The following is a 17,828-nucleotide window of genomic DNA, read 5'->3' as shown; positions in this document are numbered from 1 at the left end:
CTGTGTACACACAAGAAAAGCTCCCCATCTATAAAAGACAGGGAGTTTTCCTTACGCTTCTTGGCTGAGATGATTTCTGATGGGAGCAAAAAACGCTTGCTCCACCTCATTTGCGGATAATGGGCGACTGTAATAGTACCCTTGAATTTCCTTGCAATGATTTTCTGTCAAAATATCTAACTGATCCTTCGTTTCAATCCCTTCTGCAATCACATCCAATTTCAGGTGCTTCGCCATCGAAATAATGGTGGCCACAATGGCTTTATCGTTATCATTTCGAGACAGGTCTGTTATGAAGGAGCGGTCAATCTTTAATTTGTGAATCGGAAACTTTTTCAAATAGCTCAATGAGCTGTAACCGGTTCCAAAATCATCCAGACTGATTCTCGTTCCGATTTTGTTTAACTCGTGCAGGATACTGATCGATACGGCAGGGTCCATCATCATGCTCTCCGTGATTTCCAGTTCCAAAAAGTGTGGGGAAAGCTTGGTTTCCTCGAGGATGTTTTTGATGTACTGGACGAGGTTCCGTTGGTGGAATTGATGGGAGGACAAGTTGACGGAGACGGGTATCAACGGTCCCCCTCCATCATGCCACTGCTTCATTTGCCTGCACGCTTCGCGAAGCACCCATGTACCGATCTCATAGATCAACCCTGTCTCTTCAGCAATAGGGATAAACACTCCTGGTGAAAGCATTCCTTTGGTCGGATGATTCCACCTGACAAGCGCCTCCACTCCGATCATGCGATTACTTTCGGCATGAAATTGAGGTTGGTAGTATACTACCAGCTCATTACGTTCAATGGCTTTTCTGAGATCACTTTCTATCTCAATATTCTCCAGCAATTGAACATCAAATTCGGGCGTATAGAACAGGTGACCATTTTTCCCCTGTTTTTTCACCTCGTACATGGCCGTATCCGCTTTTTTGAGCAGCACGACAGCATCCGTTCCGTGGTCTGGGAATATCGCTGTTCCAATACTTGCTGATATGTAAAACTCACTGTCTTTTAGCGAGAATGGCTGTTTCAACGCTTCAATGATCTTGTCCGCTAAACTCGCCGCTTCCCTGTGGTCCGCTCCTGTTTCGCACAGGATCGTAAATTCATCCCCACCCATCCGGGCAATTGTTGCGTGGTACCCTTCCGCACTCTTTACGATTCTGTCGCTGACCCCCTGCAAAAAGATATCGCCGTAGGAGTGCCCCAAGGAATCATTGATCATTTTGAACCGATCGATGTCGATAACCATGACGGCAAAGCTCGATGAATCTTGGCTACTTTTTTCAATCGATTGATGAAGGACTTGATTAAACTTTCTTCGGTTCGGTAAATCGGTCAACTCATCGTGATAAGCCAAATACCTGATTTTTTCTTTCACGCGATTCTCTTCGGTAATATCCTTCACAATAATGTGATTCCCCACCACTTCTCCCTCAATCTCAACCGGGACATTGAGGACACTCAGCTCTACACGCTTTCCATTCGGATGAAAGATGGTCGTCTCAAAGTTATTTCGATTTGGCTGAAAAGACTGGGCAAAAGAATCCTTCGTAAGTTCCCTTTGCTCCTCAACAATATGCATGCCAATTTTGGATACGTGTTGATTGATGAATTCATCCTCCCGCAGTCCACCAATCTTTGTGACAGCCGGGTTCATTTTGATAATACAGCCACCTGTATCTAAGGAAATAATACCGTACTCATTATTTTTATAAAGGGAACGATACCAGCTTTCATTTTCCTGAATGACCGTATCTTTTTGCGAGAGTCGTTTGTTAATAAACAAGCCGAACAATGTAATCCCGATCAGTAAAAAGGTGGCCAAGACAATGATATAGGCCAAGGTTTCCGATTCGATCTGCGTTTCTACCTCGGTTGTCGGCAGTTCCGTTACGTAGAAATGCGCCGCAACCATCCCGGTGTAATGCATACCCGCGATTGCGGCTCCCATAATAAGTGAGCTGCCCAATTTGTATAGATACGCGTATTTCGACTGATCACGGCGAAAGTAAAACAAGAGCCAAAGTGCCGCTGCCGAAGCGGTAGTCGCAATGATAATGGATAAAACAACGATCCACATATCGTATGTAATTTCGATAATCATCGCGGCCATTCCAACGTAGTGCATCCCAGATATTCCAGCAGCCATCAAAATTCCCGCGATACCTAGCTGTCTCGCATTGAGATCGCTTTTCGTGACAGTAAACAAGGCTATGCTTGAGACAAAAATGGCAAGAATGACAGATAGGATGACATACTCCATGTCATACAGAACCTTAATGGGGAGAGTAAGTGCCAGCATTCCGACAAAATGCATGGACCATATTCCAAGCCCCATCGTTGTGGCACCAAAAATCAACCAGAGTAGCTGATGCTTCCCCTTACTTATACTCACTCTGGCTGCCAGGTTGAGAGCAGAAAAAGAAGCTGCAACCGCGATTAAATAAGATAGTATCACTAGGAAACTGTCGTACGTCCCATGTATCTGGTGATCCAAGCTCCTTCACCGCTTTCCTTTTGTAAAATCTCGATAGTCTCACTTAAACCATGCTGCCTGATTCCCTATAACGATTTACCTGCAAGAAGGAATCGATTTCGTTTCCGGGCAGCGGTTTACTGTAGAAGTACCCTTGGACTTCATTACACATTTGTTCCTTTAGAAAATCAACATGTTCGTGTGTTTCTACACCCTCTGCAATAACAGCAATTTTCATGTTGTGTGCCATATGGATAATCGTTTTAATAATCGCTTGATTCCGTGGATTCAAATTCCGGACAAAGGATTGGTCAATTTTGAGCCGATCGATCGGAAATTGACTTAGATAGCTCAAAGAACTGTAGCCCGTCCCGAAATCATCGATACTGATGCTTACCCCAAGACCTTTTAAGCGATTTAAAATCCGAATCGTATAGTCTACATTTAGCGCCATGCTTTCCGTGATTTCCAGCTCTAAGTATTGCGGAGATAAGCCTGTTTCTTCAAGGATCGAGGTAATCATCTCGATGAGATTGTTTTGCATAAATTGGCGTAAGGATATATTCACCGCAACCGCGAGCTGTGTAAAGCCTGCTTCCTGCCACACTTTTGTCTGTTGGCAAGCCGTTCGCATTACCCATTCCCCAAGAGGTACGATTAAGCCTGTCTCTTCTGCGATCGGAATAAATTGAATAGGCGGGATGAGGCCAAGGTCTGGATGTTCCCAACGAATCAACGCCTCCATGCCAATGATCTGACCCGTCTGCAACTGAATCTTCGGTTGGTAGTGCAGCGTAAATTGTTTCTCATCCAAAGCTTTTCGCAGTTCTCTTTCAAGCTGTAGCTTTTTCGCTAAAACCTGATGTAGCTCCTCCGAGAAAAATTGATAATTATTTTTCCCTTGCTCTTTTGCCAAATACATGGCAGCGTCTGCATGCTTCAACAGCGCTTCAATATCGTCTCCATCATCCGGAAACATGCTGATGCCGATACTTGGTGTGATAAAGATTTCGATATGGTCTAACGTAATCGATTCGGACATGCTCGTGATGATTCGTTGCGCAATTTCACCAACCTCTTTGTGTGTGACACCTGTGAGAAAGATGGCGAACTCGTCTCCGCCTAGTCGAGAAACAGAATCTTCTTTTCGCAAACAACCGATGAGACGATTTGCTACTGCTTGTAAAAGGACATCCCCTATGGAGTGACCTAGCGTATCATTTATGTTTTTAAATCGATCCAAATCGATGAACATGACGCCGATTTTCTGATCTTTTTGTTTTGCTTTGAGCATTGCCTCTGCCAGTTTTTCATGAAAAAGCGTTCGATTAGGCAGGTTGGTTAAGGAGTCGTAATGGGCCATGTAGCGGATCGTTTCTTCCGCCTTTTTTCTCTCGGTGATGTCAATCATGGAGCCTACCATTTCTACGATTTCTCCGTTTTCCTCGATAGGTGATAACGTAATGTAATAATCTTTTCCGGATAGTTTCAGTTCGAAGGTAACGGACTCGCCAGCAAAAGCTCTGCGAAAATAGCTTTCCATTTGCTCTGCGACCTCATAAGGAAAGATTTCATACGACGTTTTTCTCAACATCCTCTCAGACGTTAGCCCGAGCTCTTCCGCAATTTTCCCTTCACACAAGGTGTAGGTGATGTTCCCTCTCGGATCAGTCACGATCTTGAATACACAGTTTTGCAAGTTTTGGACCGTCCTGCGAAAATCGTTCTGCAATGCTTCTGCCAAAGCTGCCTCTGCTTCAATGCGGTCGGTTATATCCGTACGGATCGAAACATATTGATACGGAACGCCCCGGTCGTCTAAAAATGGAACGATAGTCGTATTCATCCAGTATTCATTACCGTTTTTGGCGCGATTCTTCACTTCGCCCTTCCAGACTCGTCCTTGCTTGATCGTTTCCCACATCAATTTAAAAAAAGACTTGGAATGATAGCGAGAGTTAATGACCCGATGTGTATTTCCAACCAATTCATCCACTTCGTATCTGGAGATTTCACAAAACTTGTCATTTACATAAGTAATGACGCCTTTGTCGTCTGTAATCGCTACAATGGAAGATTCATCCAGTGCATTTTTGATATCGTGCAAGTCCTTCATCGTCTTTGAAAGAGATTCTTCCATCTGCTTTCGTTTCGTGATGTCCGTCCCGATTGCCACGTACTGATAAAGGAATCCACTGTCGTTCATGAACGGTACTAACGTCATGCTAAGCCAATATTCCGTACCGTCCTTTGCCCGATTTTTCATCTCGCCTTTCCATACTTTTCCTCGGCTGATCGTATCCCATAGCGATTTAAAATAGTCTCGCGGATGGAAACCGGAATCGACGATGTTATGGTTCTTTCCGATTAATTCCTCTCTACTATACTTGGATATTTGACAGAAGTTGTGATTGACGTAGGTGATGATTCCTTTTTCATCTGTTATCGAAATGACAGATGACTCTTCCAATGCAGATAATGCATACTTTACATCTCTGATTTGATTAAACACATGACACCCCCGCCTGTTCTCGCACTACAATTGAAACTTACGGATGGAATACTGCAGCTCTTCTGCCATTTCAGCGAGTGTACTGGAAGCGGTCGTAATCTGTTCCATAGAAGCTGTTTGTTCTTGTACAGAAGCAACTACGCTTTGCGTATTTTCCGCTGCCATTCTTGAAACATGCGCAATTCCCTCTATAAATTCCACTACGGAAACCGTTCCGTTATTGGCTTGATTGATTTGTCCCGACATTTCTTGTGTTCTTTTCGAGAATTCGTCTACTACCCCCAAAATTTTATAGAAGGCAACCCCAGCTTGTTCGATCATGATGACTCCTTCTTTAACAGCTACGTCCCCTTGACTCATGACGTGAATCGCCTTTTCCGTATCTCTTTGAATATCCCCGATGATGGAAGCGATCTGCGAAGCTGCTTGCGCGGATTGTTCTGCTAATTTGCGGACCTCATCTGCTACAACTGCGAATCCTCTTCCCTGTTCTCCCGCTCTCGCCGCTTCAATCGCTGCGTTTAACGCCAATAAATTCGTTTGACTCGCAATTTCCGTGATAATCGAAACGATTGTGCCAACTTCTTTTGATTTTTCGCCAAGCATGTTGACCACTTCGGTAGAAGAGCTCACTCTTTGATTAATCTCATTCATTTGTTCGATTGATTTGGCAATCACTTCATTGCCATCGGTTGCCGTTTTATTCGCTTCAGCGGATGAGCTGATCGCATGATCCATGCTCATTGATACTTGCTGCATAACTTGCGAGATGCTCACGGCAATCTGTGTGGCGTTCTCTGCATCATGTACTTGCTGCTCAGCACCTGCTGCTATACCTTGGATCGAATGGGATACGTGCTCTGCTGTCTGTCGTGTTAATTCGGAGCTGGCTGTAAATTCCTCGGAGGAAGCGGCTACTTGTTGTGAATGGAAGGAGACTCGTTCTAATAAATCTTGCAGATTGTGCTTCATTTGGGAAAAATGGCGGGCAAGTTCCCCGATTTCGTCGCGATTCTTGATTAGAATATCTGCTTGGGCCAAGTTCCCTGCGGCAATTTGTTCGGCTGCATGCGTGATCAGTAAAACGGGATGAGAAATGGCTCGTCCAATCATGAAGGCGATACCTGCTCCTGTGAGAAGAGCAAGTAAGCTAAGCAGGACAACCAGGAGCTTCGTAGATTGAATACTGCTATCCAGCTCGGCAATATCTTGTTCCAATAGCTTCTGTTCGAGAGCAACAAATTCTTGGGCTTTTTGAATAAACCATTCGCCGACTGGCGTACATTCATCCCTGACCAAGCGCGTGTACTCTTCTACCTTGTTTTGTTGTTTTAACGCTACAACCCGATCAATAATTTCCTCGTGTTTGGCATGCAGCTCGTTCATCTCTGTGACGAGCTTTTGCCCTTCAGAAGTCATGCCCAAACGGAACAATTCTGCTGTAAGCTCTTTATAACGGTCATTTGCTTTTGTATACCCCGTCAAGTAGCTGTCATCGCCTACAATTACATATCCACGTGCATACTTTTGTCGTTCACTGACACTTGCAATAATGTCCTTGGACAACATCTCCTTGTTGACTCGATCTTCAATCATCCTCCCATAACGGGAATCGATGGAAGAAATCTGAGAAAAACCAATCCCTGCTACTGCTACTAACAGTAATAACACTGCCAAAAATCCTAAAAAAAGCTTTTTCCTTACCGTCAACTTCATAATAGTTGTTTCCCCCATCGTAATTCTACGAATTATTCCTTCATTCTGTGAAATATGTAAGTTATTTTATAATCCCTTCCTCTTATGTAACGGTATTTTCTATAGGTCTTTTGACCTTTTTATCATACAACATCATTCTGTAACATTTTTGGAATTCTTTTCGACAATGAAAAAGCCTCGACTGCCAAGGCGGACGAGGCTTACCTATCTATTAATGCTGCTACTTTTTTCTTACAAGTTTTATCGTTTTGGCGCCCGAAAGCCTGCTTGCTGCGCTTCTTCCTCCGTCGCAAACCACATTTCTGCTGTTGTTTGCTCGTAGCTAGCGGAGCCAGGAATGTGATAAATTTTCTCGCCTTTGCTGTTGATATTGCCCTTGATGGTCTTCCCTTCTGGTGGTGCGGTGTCTGCGGCGGTAGTTTTATTGGCCTGTTTTTTGGGCTTGGCATTTTCCTTAGGAACCTCTATCTGCTGCCCTTCTAAAGCCCACAGTCCGCGATTCTGCTCCCGCGCCTCCCGCTCTGCTGCCAGGAACAGCTCTGCTTGGGCTACATTCGGTGGGATCGTCATGATTCGTGCGTAGCCGTCACGAACGAGCTTTTCATTGACAAAGGTGCCGTCCTCCAAATATACGTAAGCAAGCAAACGCTTGTATTTGTCATAGGGCTCGACATCGAACTTCAGCTTGACCTTTTTGCCAGTTAAAAGCTCCTTGGAGTAATTGCTCGCTTCTTTCCCATACGGTTCGACTGGATGGTTAGGTTTTACTGTCTCTGGTGTATCTACGCCTATCATACGGACTTTTTCCCCGCTGTCCAGCTCGAATGTATCGCCATCCACTACTCGTTTGATCATAGCATCCATCTCACCGTTAGCTTCTGGCTGGCCGGACGATCCACATGCCGAAAGCAAAACAACCAGTGTGAGCAAATATATCGTTAATCGTTTCATAGACTTCCTTCTCCTCTTCTACGTTGCATTGTTTTCCAGCGTAGTGGATTTGCCAGCGCAGGTCAATAGGAGAGGAAAAAGTACAAACGTTCAAGATTTTTGGTTCCTAACGAAAAAAACGACCTTCACCCAAGGTCGTTTTGTCTATACGTCCAGATTTTAGTCACGATCGGCGCTAAACAAGAACAACAGGACGACCACGACAATAATAATCCATATAAATTCCTCGTTTTCGCGATCAAAAAAACCGTCGAACAGACCCATGGCGGAGTCCTCCTTTCCTTCTCGCTACAGCCTATGCAAAAGGCTAGACGCGTGCCAGTAGGTGGAAGAGCCCAAAAGTGAAATGCGTGTTCAAAAGATGACTTTTAAAACCTCTCCAGGAATGTACTACTTACAAGTAGACAAGATCAAATGGGTATAGGTACCTAGCTGTCTTACTTCATTCGTAAAACCAAGGTTGGCAAGCTCCTGTAGCAATCGAGAGCGATCTGCATAACAGCGGTCCTGAATATCTGCTATCACTCGCGTTTGACCTGTCTCCTCTAGGGTATCCAGATGAGCTTGTCTATGCGCCTGATCCTTAAACATCAAATCGGCAATGATCAACCGTCCCCCTGGTTTTAACACGCGGCGACATTCTGCCAAGGCAAGCTGCTTCTGATCATCCGTCAAATGGTGCAAGGCGTAACTCGTAGCCACAAAGTCAAACCGATTTTCTAAAAAGGGAAATGCGAAAAAGGTTCCTAGCTTCGTCTCAACCTCTGGGTGTTTCGCTCTGCATTGCTTCAGCATTTGCGGAGATTGGTCAAACCCGCTCATCCTTGCTCCTTTTTTCACGAGACGCCCTGCGAGGTTTCCAGTACCCGTTCCGGCATCCAGGCCACACTCTCCCGGTTTGACTGCAACTGTCGCAACAACCTCATCTAGTACTCTTTCGTATGATTCATGACCATTCCCACCATGTGCCCATTCGTCGTAGCGGTCCGCCCATTCATTAAAATTCCAACGATCCACCCAGTTATCCCGTGTCTGCTTCAATCGCTTGTTCGCTTCTGCCAGTGTAAACAGCTCTCCTGGATCAATCGCTTCTCTCCCCTTGATCCGCTCAATCATCGCTTCAGTCGTTTGGATGACCTTGCTCATTTCTACCCACCTTGTATACATAAACGAACGCTGTAGCTCTAAATAATGGAGAAGACTGCCTTCCTGATCTTTCATTTGAATCAGGAGCTCCCGAATGTCTTCTACCGCCATCCCGACCTCGCGCAGTGTAATGATGGTTTGCAGCCTCCAGACATCTTCCTCTGTGAACTGCCGATATCCGGACGCATCTGCTTTCGATGGCTTGATCAATCCTTTTTCTTCATAATATCGAATCGCACGCGGAGTTATTTGCAAGCGATGGGCCATGTCTTTGATTTGCATGAAACTCTCTCCCTGTATCATTCTTTCCCTATCATAAACCTTGACGCAGCGTGAATGTACAGAACGAAAGAAAAAAAGCTGCCGGATTCCTTCCGACAGCTCGTTTCTATCTGATTAATGTGTCGTCGGCTCAGAAATTTGTTGGAGAGCGTCACTCGCCTCATCATGGTGAACTTGGCGAACAGCCATATCTGCCAACGCCACAATTCCGACCAGCTTGCCCTTCTCAACAACAGGCAAACGACGAATTTGATGCTGAGCCATCACCTTTGCCGCTTCATCAACTGTCATCCCCGGTTGACCGAGAATAATGTCCCGTGTCATGACCACCTCGGTGGCAGTCGATCCTTCATGCTTTTCAGCCAAACCGCGAATCACAATATCGCGGTCTGTAATGACACCGATCACATCTTCTTTTTCATCCACAACCGGAATGACCCCTACATTCCAATCGCGCATTTTGCAAGCCACTTCATACACATTATCCTTAAGCGTCACAGTAGCGACATCTTTTGTCATAATTTCGCGCAGTGTGCGATTTTCCAGCTTCGCCATTTCATTCTCCTCCTTTTGCTAATCAACGCTTGTAGTTTGTCCTCTCCCCTATCGTTTCATGCGCAAGAAAGAGTATGATATATTGCGCTTCTTCCAAAAACAGACTATGATTAATAAGTGAATATCTCACCCATTTTTAGGAGGAAAAAGAATGGTCATTAAGGACACGGGGATTGGCACGAAAGAAGTCTTTTTCGCCGATCTGGAGCACTACATGAGCGAACTTGGCTTTGATCGCGGCGCCTGGGATTACAAGCATGCTACATACGATTATAAAATCCAAGATAAAGGCACTGTCTTCTACCTACGCATCGAAGCGAACGTGACAGAAGGCAAACTTGAGGATACGCACGCCGTACTGAAGCTCGAAGATCCTTATATGGGCAAACATCTTTTCCCACACGGTCTGGATTACGATTACCCAATGCCAGACTCCGTTGTAAAAACAGCGAAATTGAAGCTGCAAATGCTGGGCGAAAAGCTGTCCTCACACTAAAAAAATGAACTGGCACGGTGTACAGAGAGGAATCCCCTCTCTGTTTCACGTAGAGGGGGGTTATTTTTATGAAGACGAGGGGCGTACCTGACTTCTTGCTCCTGTTTTTGACCGCCCTACTTGTTGGGTTTGGGATAACCATGGTGCTAAGCTCCAGCTCCATTTTCGCGTTGACAAGCTTTACAGGCGGCGGCTGTAAATATTGTGGCGGGGATGAGCTCTATTTCGTGAAACGACAATCCATTTTCTTACTGGCGGGTGTCGTTGGAATGCTTGTCGCCATGAACATTCCCTTCTCCTTTTATAAAAGGAATTTCTTATTGATTGCGCTGGTCAGCTTCTTTTCCTTGTTTCTGGTGCTCATACCAGGGATCGGCTATGAGAATAACGGGGCTCGATCCTGGTTTCGATTGGGTTCAATCACCATACAGCCTGCTGAGTTTGCCAAGCTTGGCCTTATTCTGTACTTGGCAGCGATCATCTCCAAAAAAGGGAACGGGATACAGAAGCTCAAATCTGGTTTGATGCCTCCACTGATGGTAACCGGGATGTTTTTTATGCTGATTGTAGTCCAACCCGACCTCGGTTCTGCTGCCATCTTGCTCGGATGCGCTTTGATCGTCATGATCTGTGGCGGTGCCAAAATCCGTCACCTGTTTGGACTTGGCGCTCCCGTTGTGACTGTCGCCTTGTTAGCATACATCGCGGCGAAGCCACATGCCTTGAATCGGATCTACTCCTTTCTCAATCCGTGGAATGATATGGACGGTACTGGGTACCACATTATTCAATCCTGGATTGCCATTGCACATGGCGGTTTGACGGGGACAGGCTTTGGAAAAAGCATCCAAAAATATTTGTATTTGCCAGAGATGCATACCGATTTTATTTTCTCGATCATGACAGAAGAGCTAGGCTTTATCGGCGCCTCTGTGTTCCTATTGATCTATTTGCTTTTCTTGCTGCGCGGCATCCATATTTGTCTGCGGGTAAAAGACACTTTTGCCAGTCTGGCAGGAATCGGTGTCGTCAGCATGTTCGCCATTCAGGCCCTCTTAAACATCGGCGGAGTAACGGGTTTGATTCCATTGACAGGTGTACCTTTGCCGTTTATCAGTTATGGTGGTTCTTCCTTACTCGTTTGTCTGCTCGCCACTGGCTTTTTGCTCAGTATTTCGCGGGAAGTCAGTCGCCAGAAGGTAGAAGAGCAATTACAAAAACAGCCATATGCCATGTAAGAAACAGACATAAGGGATACCGGATGCGTCCAGTATCCCTTTTTTCTTACTCATTTCGAAGGAATTCAATTGTTTCCACCCGTACATTCACGGCTTCCACATAAAGACCTGTCAATGTTTCCACCGCTTCTTTTACTTTTTCCTGCAAGACGTGACAAACGTGATGAATCTGCGCCCCATAACGGACGGACACACGCATGTCAATGATGACTCTGTCGTCTATTACGGATACGGTAATGCCTTTCGCGCCGCCATTCAGCTTTTTCGCCAAATCTTGATAAATTCCGCCTGAACGAACTGTGACTTCCAACACTTCTTCTACAGCTACAGCAGCAATGATCGCGATCACCTGATCTGCTACTCTGATTTCGCCAAGTCTGTCAGCCATCAGGACGCCCTCCTCTTCGCCCGTTTCGTACTTCCCCCACTGGTTTCATTTGCCTTTTCTTTCATTATAAACAATTCATGCTTGGGCTTGGAAGGAAATTTGTTTTTTTCTCTCGGTTAGTGTCGGAGACGTGCAATGAATGTCAACAAGTGTCAACTGATCTGCATGAAGCGCCTCCCGCAATACTGGCTCTAGAGATTGTACCTCTTTGACGACCTTCCCGCTGATTCCGCATGCATTCGCCAATTGTTGAAAATCTGGATTTTGCAATTTCACTCCAAAAGGAACCAAGCCCGCCTGACTCATTTTGACCTCTTCCAATCCTAATGTCCCATTGTTCACCAAGAGAATTACAATCGGAAGTTGGAGCTGGGCCACTGTCATAAGTTCTGCCAGATTCATTTGCAATCCCCCATCCCCAGCGACGCAGACGACCTGCTTCTCCGGATAGGTTAGCTTTGCAGCCACAGCCGCAGGCAATCCAAATCCCATCGTTCGCCACTTCCCGGAAAAGAGTGGGGTCTGCTTTTTCCCACGAAACGCACGATTAAACCAGATCGTGTGCTCACCCGTATCCAGGACGATAATCGCATCTTCATTGACCACGCCCCCAAGCGTATGCATCAAGGTTTGTGGTTTTACTAGCTCACTCGCTTGTTGAATGACCGCTTGTTCTGTCTCCTCGCCAAACTCTCCATGCCACCGCTTGATCTGATCCTGCCACGCATCGTTCTGTCTGCGCGATTGCAAACGTCTCATCCAGATCGGCAGGACATCGTCCAATTCAGCCGTGACAGACTGAAGGTAGGGATGTGCATGTATCGATCCAGGCTGATGATCTACTTGAATGACGGACAGTTTCTTTGGTAAAAAAGCGCGAGGGAACCAGCTCGCTCCCAAAATAAGCAACAGATCGGCTTCCGCTAAGGCATGTAAAGCTGTTTCGCTGCCCCCCTCCCCCCATCCGCCGATCACAAGTGGATGAGATTCATCTACTGCCCCTTTTGCTCCGAGCGACAGCAACACGCCTGCCCCTAGCTGTTCCGCTAGCTTTACACACGAATCCGCCGACTTGCGGGCACCGATACCAAGCAGTATGAGAGGCTTTTGCGCTTTCGCAACCTGTTCGCATGCGAGCTCGATCTCCATCCGATCAGGGTAAAAGGCATGTGGAATGCGTGGAAGTCCTGGAAGGACAGCGTCTGAAGTCGTTTGGGTAAAGACGTCCTTACATATGGAGAGATGTGTCACTCCTTTTTGCTGCATAGCCGTCACAAATGCTTTGTGCAAAACACTCTGGATGGCATCTGGATGTGTAATCGTCGTCGAATAAAAACTGATGGGACGTATCATGTCTTCTTGTGAGATAAACTGCTTGTACGCGCCACCCAGCTTGTATGTCTCCACTTGACCTGTAATCGCAATGACAGGTGCACGATCCGTATGCGCATCTGCAAGCCCATTCAGCAGATTGACGAAACCCGGCCCCATCGTCGCGGTACAAACAGCCGGATTTCCCGTCAGTTTTGCTTCTGCACTTGCCATCATGGCCGCAGCAGATTCATGCTTGCACGCAATGTATTGAACGTCGGATTGCTTGGCAATCTGATCCAGCCAGGCAAAGATTCCGTCACCTGCCACTCCATATATTCGTTTTACTCCCCATCTGATTAATTGTTCCGTCAAATATTGCGCGACCTGCATAAAAACATCTTCCCCTTCCAGAACGAAAGTGCAAATGCGTTACTGGTAGTCTGCGCAATCTCCAATATTTTACTAAGCCCAAAATGACGGAAGTTGGAGAACCTAACAATAATCAACTGATATTCAAATCCATACCCGAAGGAGGGTAAGAAATGAAACAGCCTGTCAAATGGCTGCTAGCTGTAGTAGTATTCGCACTTCTGGTTACGACTGCGGTTATGGTATCTCCGTTGCGCTCAGATGCATTCAGTAAGCAGATCGTCAAAGTAGGGGCAGAAGGCTCAGACGTGCGTGAGATGCAGTATCGCTTGAAGCACCTTGGTTTTTATACGGGAAAAGTAGACGGCGTATTCGGGTGGCGATCTTATTGGGCGTTGCGTAACTTTCAATATGAGTTCGGCTTACCCATAGACGGTGTCCTCGGAGCGAAGACGAAAGTAAAGCTGTACAACGCAACGAAAAATTATAAGCCCACTGCTTCTGATCTCGGGGTGCCACAAACCGCAACCCCTGCACCATCGAAGCCTTCTACACCTTCTAAGCCTACTAAGCCTACGTATCACGCAGCCGGAATATCGGAGAATGACCTGCGTCTAATGGCGAATGCCGTTTACGGAGAAGCCCGTGGAGAGCCTTACATTGGTCAAGTAGCAGTGGCCGCTGTCATTCTAAACCGGACGAAGAACGCGTCCTTTCCTAATACACCCGCGGGCGTTATCTTCGAGCCTCGTGCCTTTACAGCTGTGGCGGATGGTCAGATTTGGCTGACACCGAACGAGCAGGCAAAAAAAGCAGTGAATGACGCGCTCAAAGGTTGGGACCCATCAGACGGAGCCATTTATTATTTCAACCCCGATACAGCTACATCCGGTTGGATTTGGAGCCGCCCTCAAATCAAAAAGATCGGCAGACACATTTTTTGCCGCTAGCATTCCATAAAAAACAGGCACGACAGCCGTAAACTGTGTGCCTGTTTTCCTTTTCGAGTTTCATTTCGAACGTTGTGATTGCATATGCTGGGCCATTTTGACGAATCGCTCTTCCGGTTCTGTAGTCCCGCAAACTCCGCATTGTATCATGTAGTTCTCACCTTTATAAGGCTGGTGAAACATATCGAGCTGTTCTTGATGGAGTTCTGCTACGACTTCGCCTGACTGTGGGTCCAGTCTTATATAGCGAGGGGTCTGCTCGATGACAGTAAACCTCATCCGATTCGATTTACATGTCGGGCACAACAAAGGCTGGGTCATAAAAAACACCTCACTTTTCTTGTTCATGGTTAGTTTTGTCCAGAACAGGAACTCTATACCTATGAGGTTTTTAGGGACGAGTAAAAACTACTGAGGTGATGAGATGAACTTGAAACTCTTTTTCTCATTAGTAGGCGGGAGCATGCTGTTAGCTCTTTACGCCCACTATTTTTCTGGAAATGAAATGCTCCAATTCGTCACGTCTTCACTTGCCATCATTTTTTTGGCGGCTTGGCTAGGAAAATCGACAGAGAGCGTCGCCCATTATGCTGGGGACCGAGTCGGCGGGTTTCTTAACGCTACCTTCGGAAATGCCGCCGAACTCATTATTGCTTTTTTTCTTGTGAAAGAAGGCTTGTTCGATATGGTCAAAGCCTCTATTACGGGTGCGATCATCGGAAATATGCTGTTGGTTCTTGGCTTGAGCACATTTCTGGGCGGTCTCAAGTACAAGGAACAAACCTTCAATAGCAGGCTGGCAAGTCACAATGCTTCGCTGATGACACTCGCGATCGTCGCATTGTTCATACCAGCAGTCTTCATGTTCGATCTGCCTATGATCAAGGTGGAGATCATCAGCATCGTCATCGCTAGCCTGCTCATCATTGCCTACATTTTGTGGCTCATCTTTTCCATGATTACCCACAGCGATTTTTTGTCGGATATCGAGCCACAAGAAAGTGATGCGGTATGGTCAAAGGGTGTCTCTCTCTTGATGCTTGCTGTCTCCACCTTTTTCGTGGCCGTTGTCTCGGAATGGCTGGTAGAGGGTGTACAGCATGTCTCCGAATCGTTAGGATGGTCGGAGTTATTCGTTGGTGCTTTTGTCATTGCGATCATCGGGAATGCCGCAGAGCACAGCGCTGCCTTGCTTTTGGCACTAAAAGGACGCATCGGTGCAGCAGTAGAGATCGCGATCGGCTCCAGCTTGCAGATTGCCTTATTCGTAGCCCCTACTCTCGTCATCCTCAGTCTTTTGCTAGGCAATCCTATGGACATCGTGTTCACTACCTTTGAATTGGCTGCAATCGGAGTTGCTACCTTTATTACCATCTCCATCACACGGGATGGCGCCACGAACTGGTTTGAAGGCGTACTTCTGCTGACGGTGTATGTTATTTTGGGTACAGTCTTTTTCTTCGCGTAGGGTTCAGTAACAAAACAAAGGCTCCGCCATCCTCTGTGGCGAAGCCTTTCGTTGTTTTACCAGATACCCAGCATTTGCAGGAAAACGGCGAGAATCGCGATAGGTGCTACATATTTAATCAGGAGAAGCCAAATGAAAAACATGCGTTTGCCCAGAGAAGAATGTGCCCCCAACTCGTTGATCAATGTCTCACGCTTCATTTTCAACGGAACGAAGATCGCAATGAGCAACGCTCCCATCGGCATCAAGATATTGCTGACTAAAAAGTCCATGGCATCAAAGATAGATTTGCCGAACAGCGTAATCTCGCTCCATACGCCGAATGACAAAGCCGACGGAACACCAACGATAAAAATGAACAGACCAATCACCCAAGCGAGACGCTTGCGCTTCGTCTCGTCCCCCTTTGCAAAAGAGGCAACGATAATTTCCAGCATCGAAAAAGCTGAAGTCAATGTAGCAAAAAGGAAAAGAGCCAAAAAGATTAACAGAAAAATACTACCGAAGGCAATTTGTTCAAACACAGAAGGCAGTACGATAAACAGCAATCCTGGTCCTGCTGTTGGCTCTACTCCAAGGGAGAAGACGGCAGGGAAAATCGCCAAACCGGCAAACAGCGATACGAGCAAATTCAAGCTGACAATCGAACCAGCAGAACGAACCAAACTTTCGTTTTTGGCAAGGTACGAGCTGTACGTGACCATGACGGACACCCCTACGCTCAGCGCGAAAAAGGATTGACCCAATGCGTACAGGATCGATTCAGCAGTCAGCCTGGAAAAATCAGGACGCAGAAAGAAAGAAACGCCCTCCATCGCCCCATCCAACGTCAAGGAACGAACCATCAATACCATGAATAAAAGGAACAAACCAGGCATCATGTACTTGTTAGCGGACTCAATTCCACCCTGTACGCCTCTCGCGACTACCCATGCGGTAATGAGCATGAAAACCAACTGGGCAACTACTGCACCAACAGGATCACCGATAACATCTCCAAACACCTTATCATAAGCTGGCCCTTGCAATTGACCAGTAAACCCGCGAAGAAGATAACTAAGAATCCAGCCTCCCACCACACTGTAAAAGGACAGGAGCAAGAAACAAGTGAGCACCCCAAGGCGGCCGATCCAATGCCAGAGTGAACCTGGCGCAATTGTTTTATAGGCACTGACCGCCTCTTTTTGTGTACTGCGTCCGATTGTGAATTCTCCTAGCAACAGCGGAAGACCAATTGCTAGCGTAAAGATGATGAATAGCAGAAAGAATGCTCCACCACCGCTCGTTCCAACCATATAAGGAAATTTCCAAATGGCCCCCAGTCCGATCGCCGAGCCTGCTGCTGCCAAGATGAAGCCGAGCCTGCTCGTCCATTGTTCGGCTTGTTTCATAGTTTTCACCCTCCAAAGATATTCTTTTTATACTCAAAAATGGATACAAAAAAACCCGCCCCAAAAAGGGACGAGTTATTCATTTCTCGCGGTACCACCCTACTTAGACATCCCCAAATGGCAATGCCTCGCTTCGTCATTGATAACGGGAATGACCCGGACTCTCCTACTGGCGGCGCCTGCGTTCAGAGGTCAGCTCAAGAGTGAATTCAACGGGGCTTACATCAGGCTGCTCTCAATCTATGGCAGCCTTCCCTGTCATGCAGCAGGTCCGTTTACTAGTCTCTTTCCTTGCTTGTTTTTATGATTTGCTTGTTGGGCATCTCCCGAAATAAAAAAACCCGTCCAAAAAAGGGACGAGTTATTCGCGGTACCACCCTGATTAAGTGCACGGGATATAAATTCCCTGCGCACTTCTCTCCATCATTGATAACGGGAATGACCCGATTCCTCCTACTAGGCAAAAAGCCATTAAGAGGGCTGCTCAGGAGGGAATTCTACGGGGCGCGCTTCAAAGCTGCTTTCAGTCTAAGGCAGCTTCTCCCTGACAAGCGGTGATTCCGCATACTAG

Annotated in this window: 14 protein-coding genes and 2 other annotated features (1 of these 16 only partly in view); of the genes, 4 read left to right on the top strand and 10 right to left on the bottom strand. The window is 46.5% G+C overall.

All coding sequences use genetic code 11. From position 1 onward, the window contains the following. Nucleotides 1-51: 51 nt before the first annotated feature. The 6 genes from ASG16_RS26170 to ASG16_RS26145 all read right to left on the bottom strand — a co-directional run bounded on the left by ASG16_RS26170 (nt 52) and on the right by ASG16_RS26145 (nt 9,643). Nucleotides 52-2,502, bottom strand: a complete 2,451-nt coding sequence (locus tag ASG16_RS26170) for a bifunctional diguanylate cyclase/phosphodiesterase (RefSeq protein WP_056493838.1) — start codon at nt 2,500-2,502, stop codon at nt 52-54. A gap of 43 nt (nt 2,503-2,545) precedes the next feature. Continuing rightward, complete coding sequence (locus ASG16_RS26165; RefSeq protein WP_056493836.1) at nt 2,546-4,993, bottom strand: bifunctional diguanylate cyclase/phosphodiesterase; 2,448 nt, start codon at nt 4,991-4,993, stop codon at nt 2,546-2,548. Nucleotides 4,994-5,017: 24 nt separating this feature from the next. Beyond that, nucleotides 5,018-6,709, bottom strand: coding sequence for a methyl-accepting chemotaxis protein (locus tag ASG16_RS26160; RefSeq protein ID WP_056493835.1), 1,692 nt, complete (start codon nt 6,707-6,709; stop codon nt 5,018-5,020). Nucleotides 6,710-6,949: 240 nt separating this feature from the next. Beyond that, a complete protein-coding gene (locus tag ASG16_RS26155) occupies nt 6,950-7,660 on the bottom strand; it encodes a thermonuclease family protein (protein ID WP_056493834.1) in 711 nt (236 codons plus the stop codon). A gap of 390 nt (nt 7,661-8,050) precedes the next feature. Continuing rightward, on the bottom strand, nt 8,051-9,088 hold the full coding sequence (locus ASG16_RS26150; protein WP_056493831.1) for a MerR family transcriptional regulator: 1,038 nt from the start codon (nt 9,086-9,088) through the stop codon (nt 8,051-8,053). 114 nt (nt 9,089-9,202) lie between these two features. Next, nucleotides 9,203-9,643, bottom strand: coding sequence for a CBS domain-containing protein (locus tag ASG16_RS26145; protein WP_048032476.1), 441 nt, complete (start codon nt 9,641-9,643; stop codon nt 9,203-9,205). 151 nt (nt 9,644-9,794) lie between these two features. Between ASG16_RS26145 and ASG16_RS26140 the strand changes: the two genes are divergently transcribed. Both ASG16_RS26140 and ftsW read left to right on the top strand, forming a co-directional pair. Further along, complete coding sequence (locus ASG16_RS26140) at nt 9,795-10,139, top strand: YugN family protein (protein WP_048032475.1); 345 nt, start codon at nt 9,795-9,797, stop codon at nt 10,137-10,139. A 68-nt stretch (nt 10,140-10,207) separates the two neighbouring features. Then, nucleotides 10,208-11,377 carry a putative lipid II flippase FtsW gene (gene ftsW, locus ASG16_RS26135; RefSeq protein WP_048032474.1) on the top strand — a complete coding sequence of 390 codons (1,170 nt, stop codon included), beginning with the start codon at nt 10,208-10,210 and terminating at the stop codon, nt 11,375-11,377. Between the two features lie 46 nt (nt 11,378-11,423). Here the strand turns inward: ftsW and ASG16_RS26130 are convergent, their stop codons facing one another. Together ASG16_RS26130 and ASG16_RS26125 are read right to left on the bottom strand one after the other, a co-directional pair. After that, a complete protein-coding gene (locus ASG16_RS26130; protein WP_056493828.1) occupies nt 11,424-11,765 on the bottom strand; it encodes an Asp23/Gls24 family envelope stress response protein in 342 nt (113 codons plus the stop codon). Between the two features lie 75 nt (nt 11,766-11,840). Beyond that, nucleotides 11,841-13,469 (bottom strand): thiamine pyrophosphate-binding protein, encoded by a 1,629-nt coding sequence (locus ASG16_RS26125; RefSeq protein ID WP_056493825.1) that lies wholly within the window; start codon nt 13,467-13,469, stop codon nt 11,841-11,843. A gap of 152 nt (nt 13,470-13,621) precedes the next feature. On the opposite strand from ASG16_RS26125, the gene sleB reads away from it, so the two are divergent. After that, complete coding sequence (gene sleB / locus ASG16_RS26120; RefSeq protein ID WP_056493822.1) at nt 13,622-14,398, top strand: spore cortex-lytic enzyme; 777 nt, start codon at nt 13,622-13,624, stop codon at nt 14,396-14,398. Nucleotides 14,399-14,458: 60 nt separating this feature from the next. On the opposite strand, the gene ASG16_RS26115 is transcribed toward sleB, so the two are convergent. Then, entirely contained in the window at nt 14,459-14,719 is a 261-nt protein-coding gene (locus ASG16_RS26115) for a hypothetical protein (protein WP_017247929.1), read from the bottom strand. A 103-nt stretch (nt 14,720-14,822) separates the two neighbouring features. Between ASG16_RS26115 and cax the strand changes: the two genes are divergently transcribed. Then, entirely contained in the window at nt 14,823-15,866 is a 1,044-nt protein-coding gene (gene cax / locus ASG16_RS26110) for a calcium/proton exchanger (RefSeq protein WP_048032469.1), read from the top strand. Between the two features lie 56 nt (nt 15,867-15,922). On the opposite strand, the gene ASG16_RS26105 is transcribed toward cax, so the two are convergent. Next, nucleotides 15,923-17,257 (bottom strand): sodium-dependent transporter, encoded by a 1,335-nt coding sequence (locus ASG16_RS26105; protein WP_056493819.1) that lies wholly within the window; start codon nt 17,255-17,257, stop codon nt 15,923-15,925. A gap of 63 nt (nt 17,258-17,320) precedes the next feature. Then, nucleotides 17,321-17,558 (bottom strand) — a binding site (T-box leader). A gap of 48 nt (nt 17,559-17,606) precedes the next feature. Next, nucleotides 17,607-17,828 (bottom strand) — a binding site (T-box leader); it runs 19 nt beyond the window's last position.

Origin of the sequence: Brevibacillus sp. Leaf182 (assembly GCF_001423865.2) — a bacterium.
GTDB lineage: Bacteria > Bacillota > Bacilli > Brevibacillales > Brevibacillaceae > Brevibacillus > Brevibacillus brevis_C.
The sequence above is the reverse complement of the archived record's forward strand: the minus strand, read 5'-3'. Positions and strand labels throughout refer to the sequence as shown.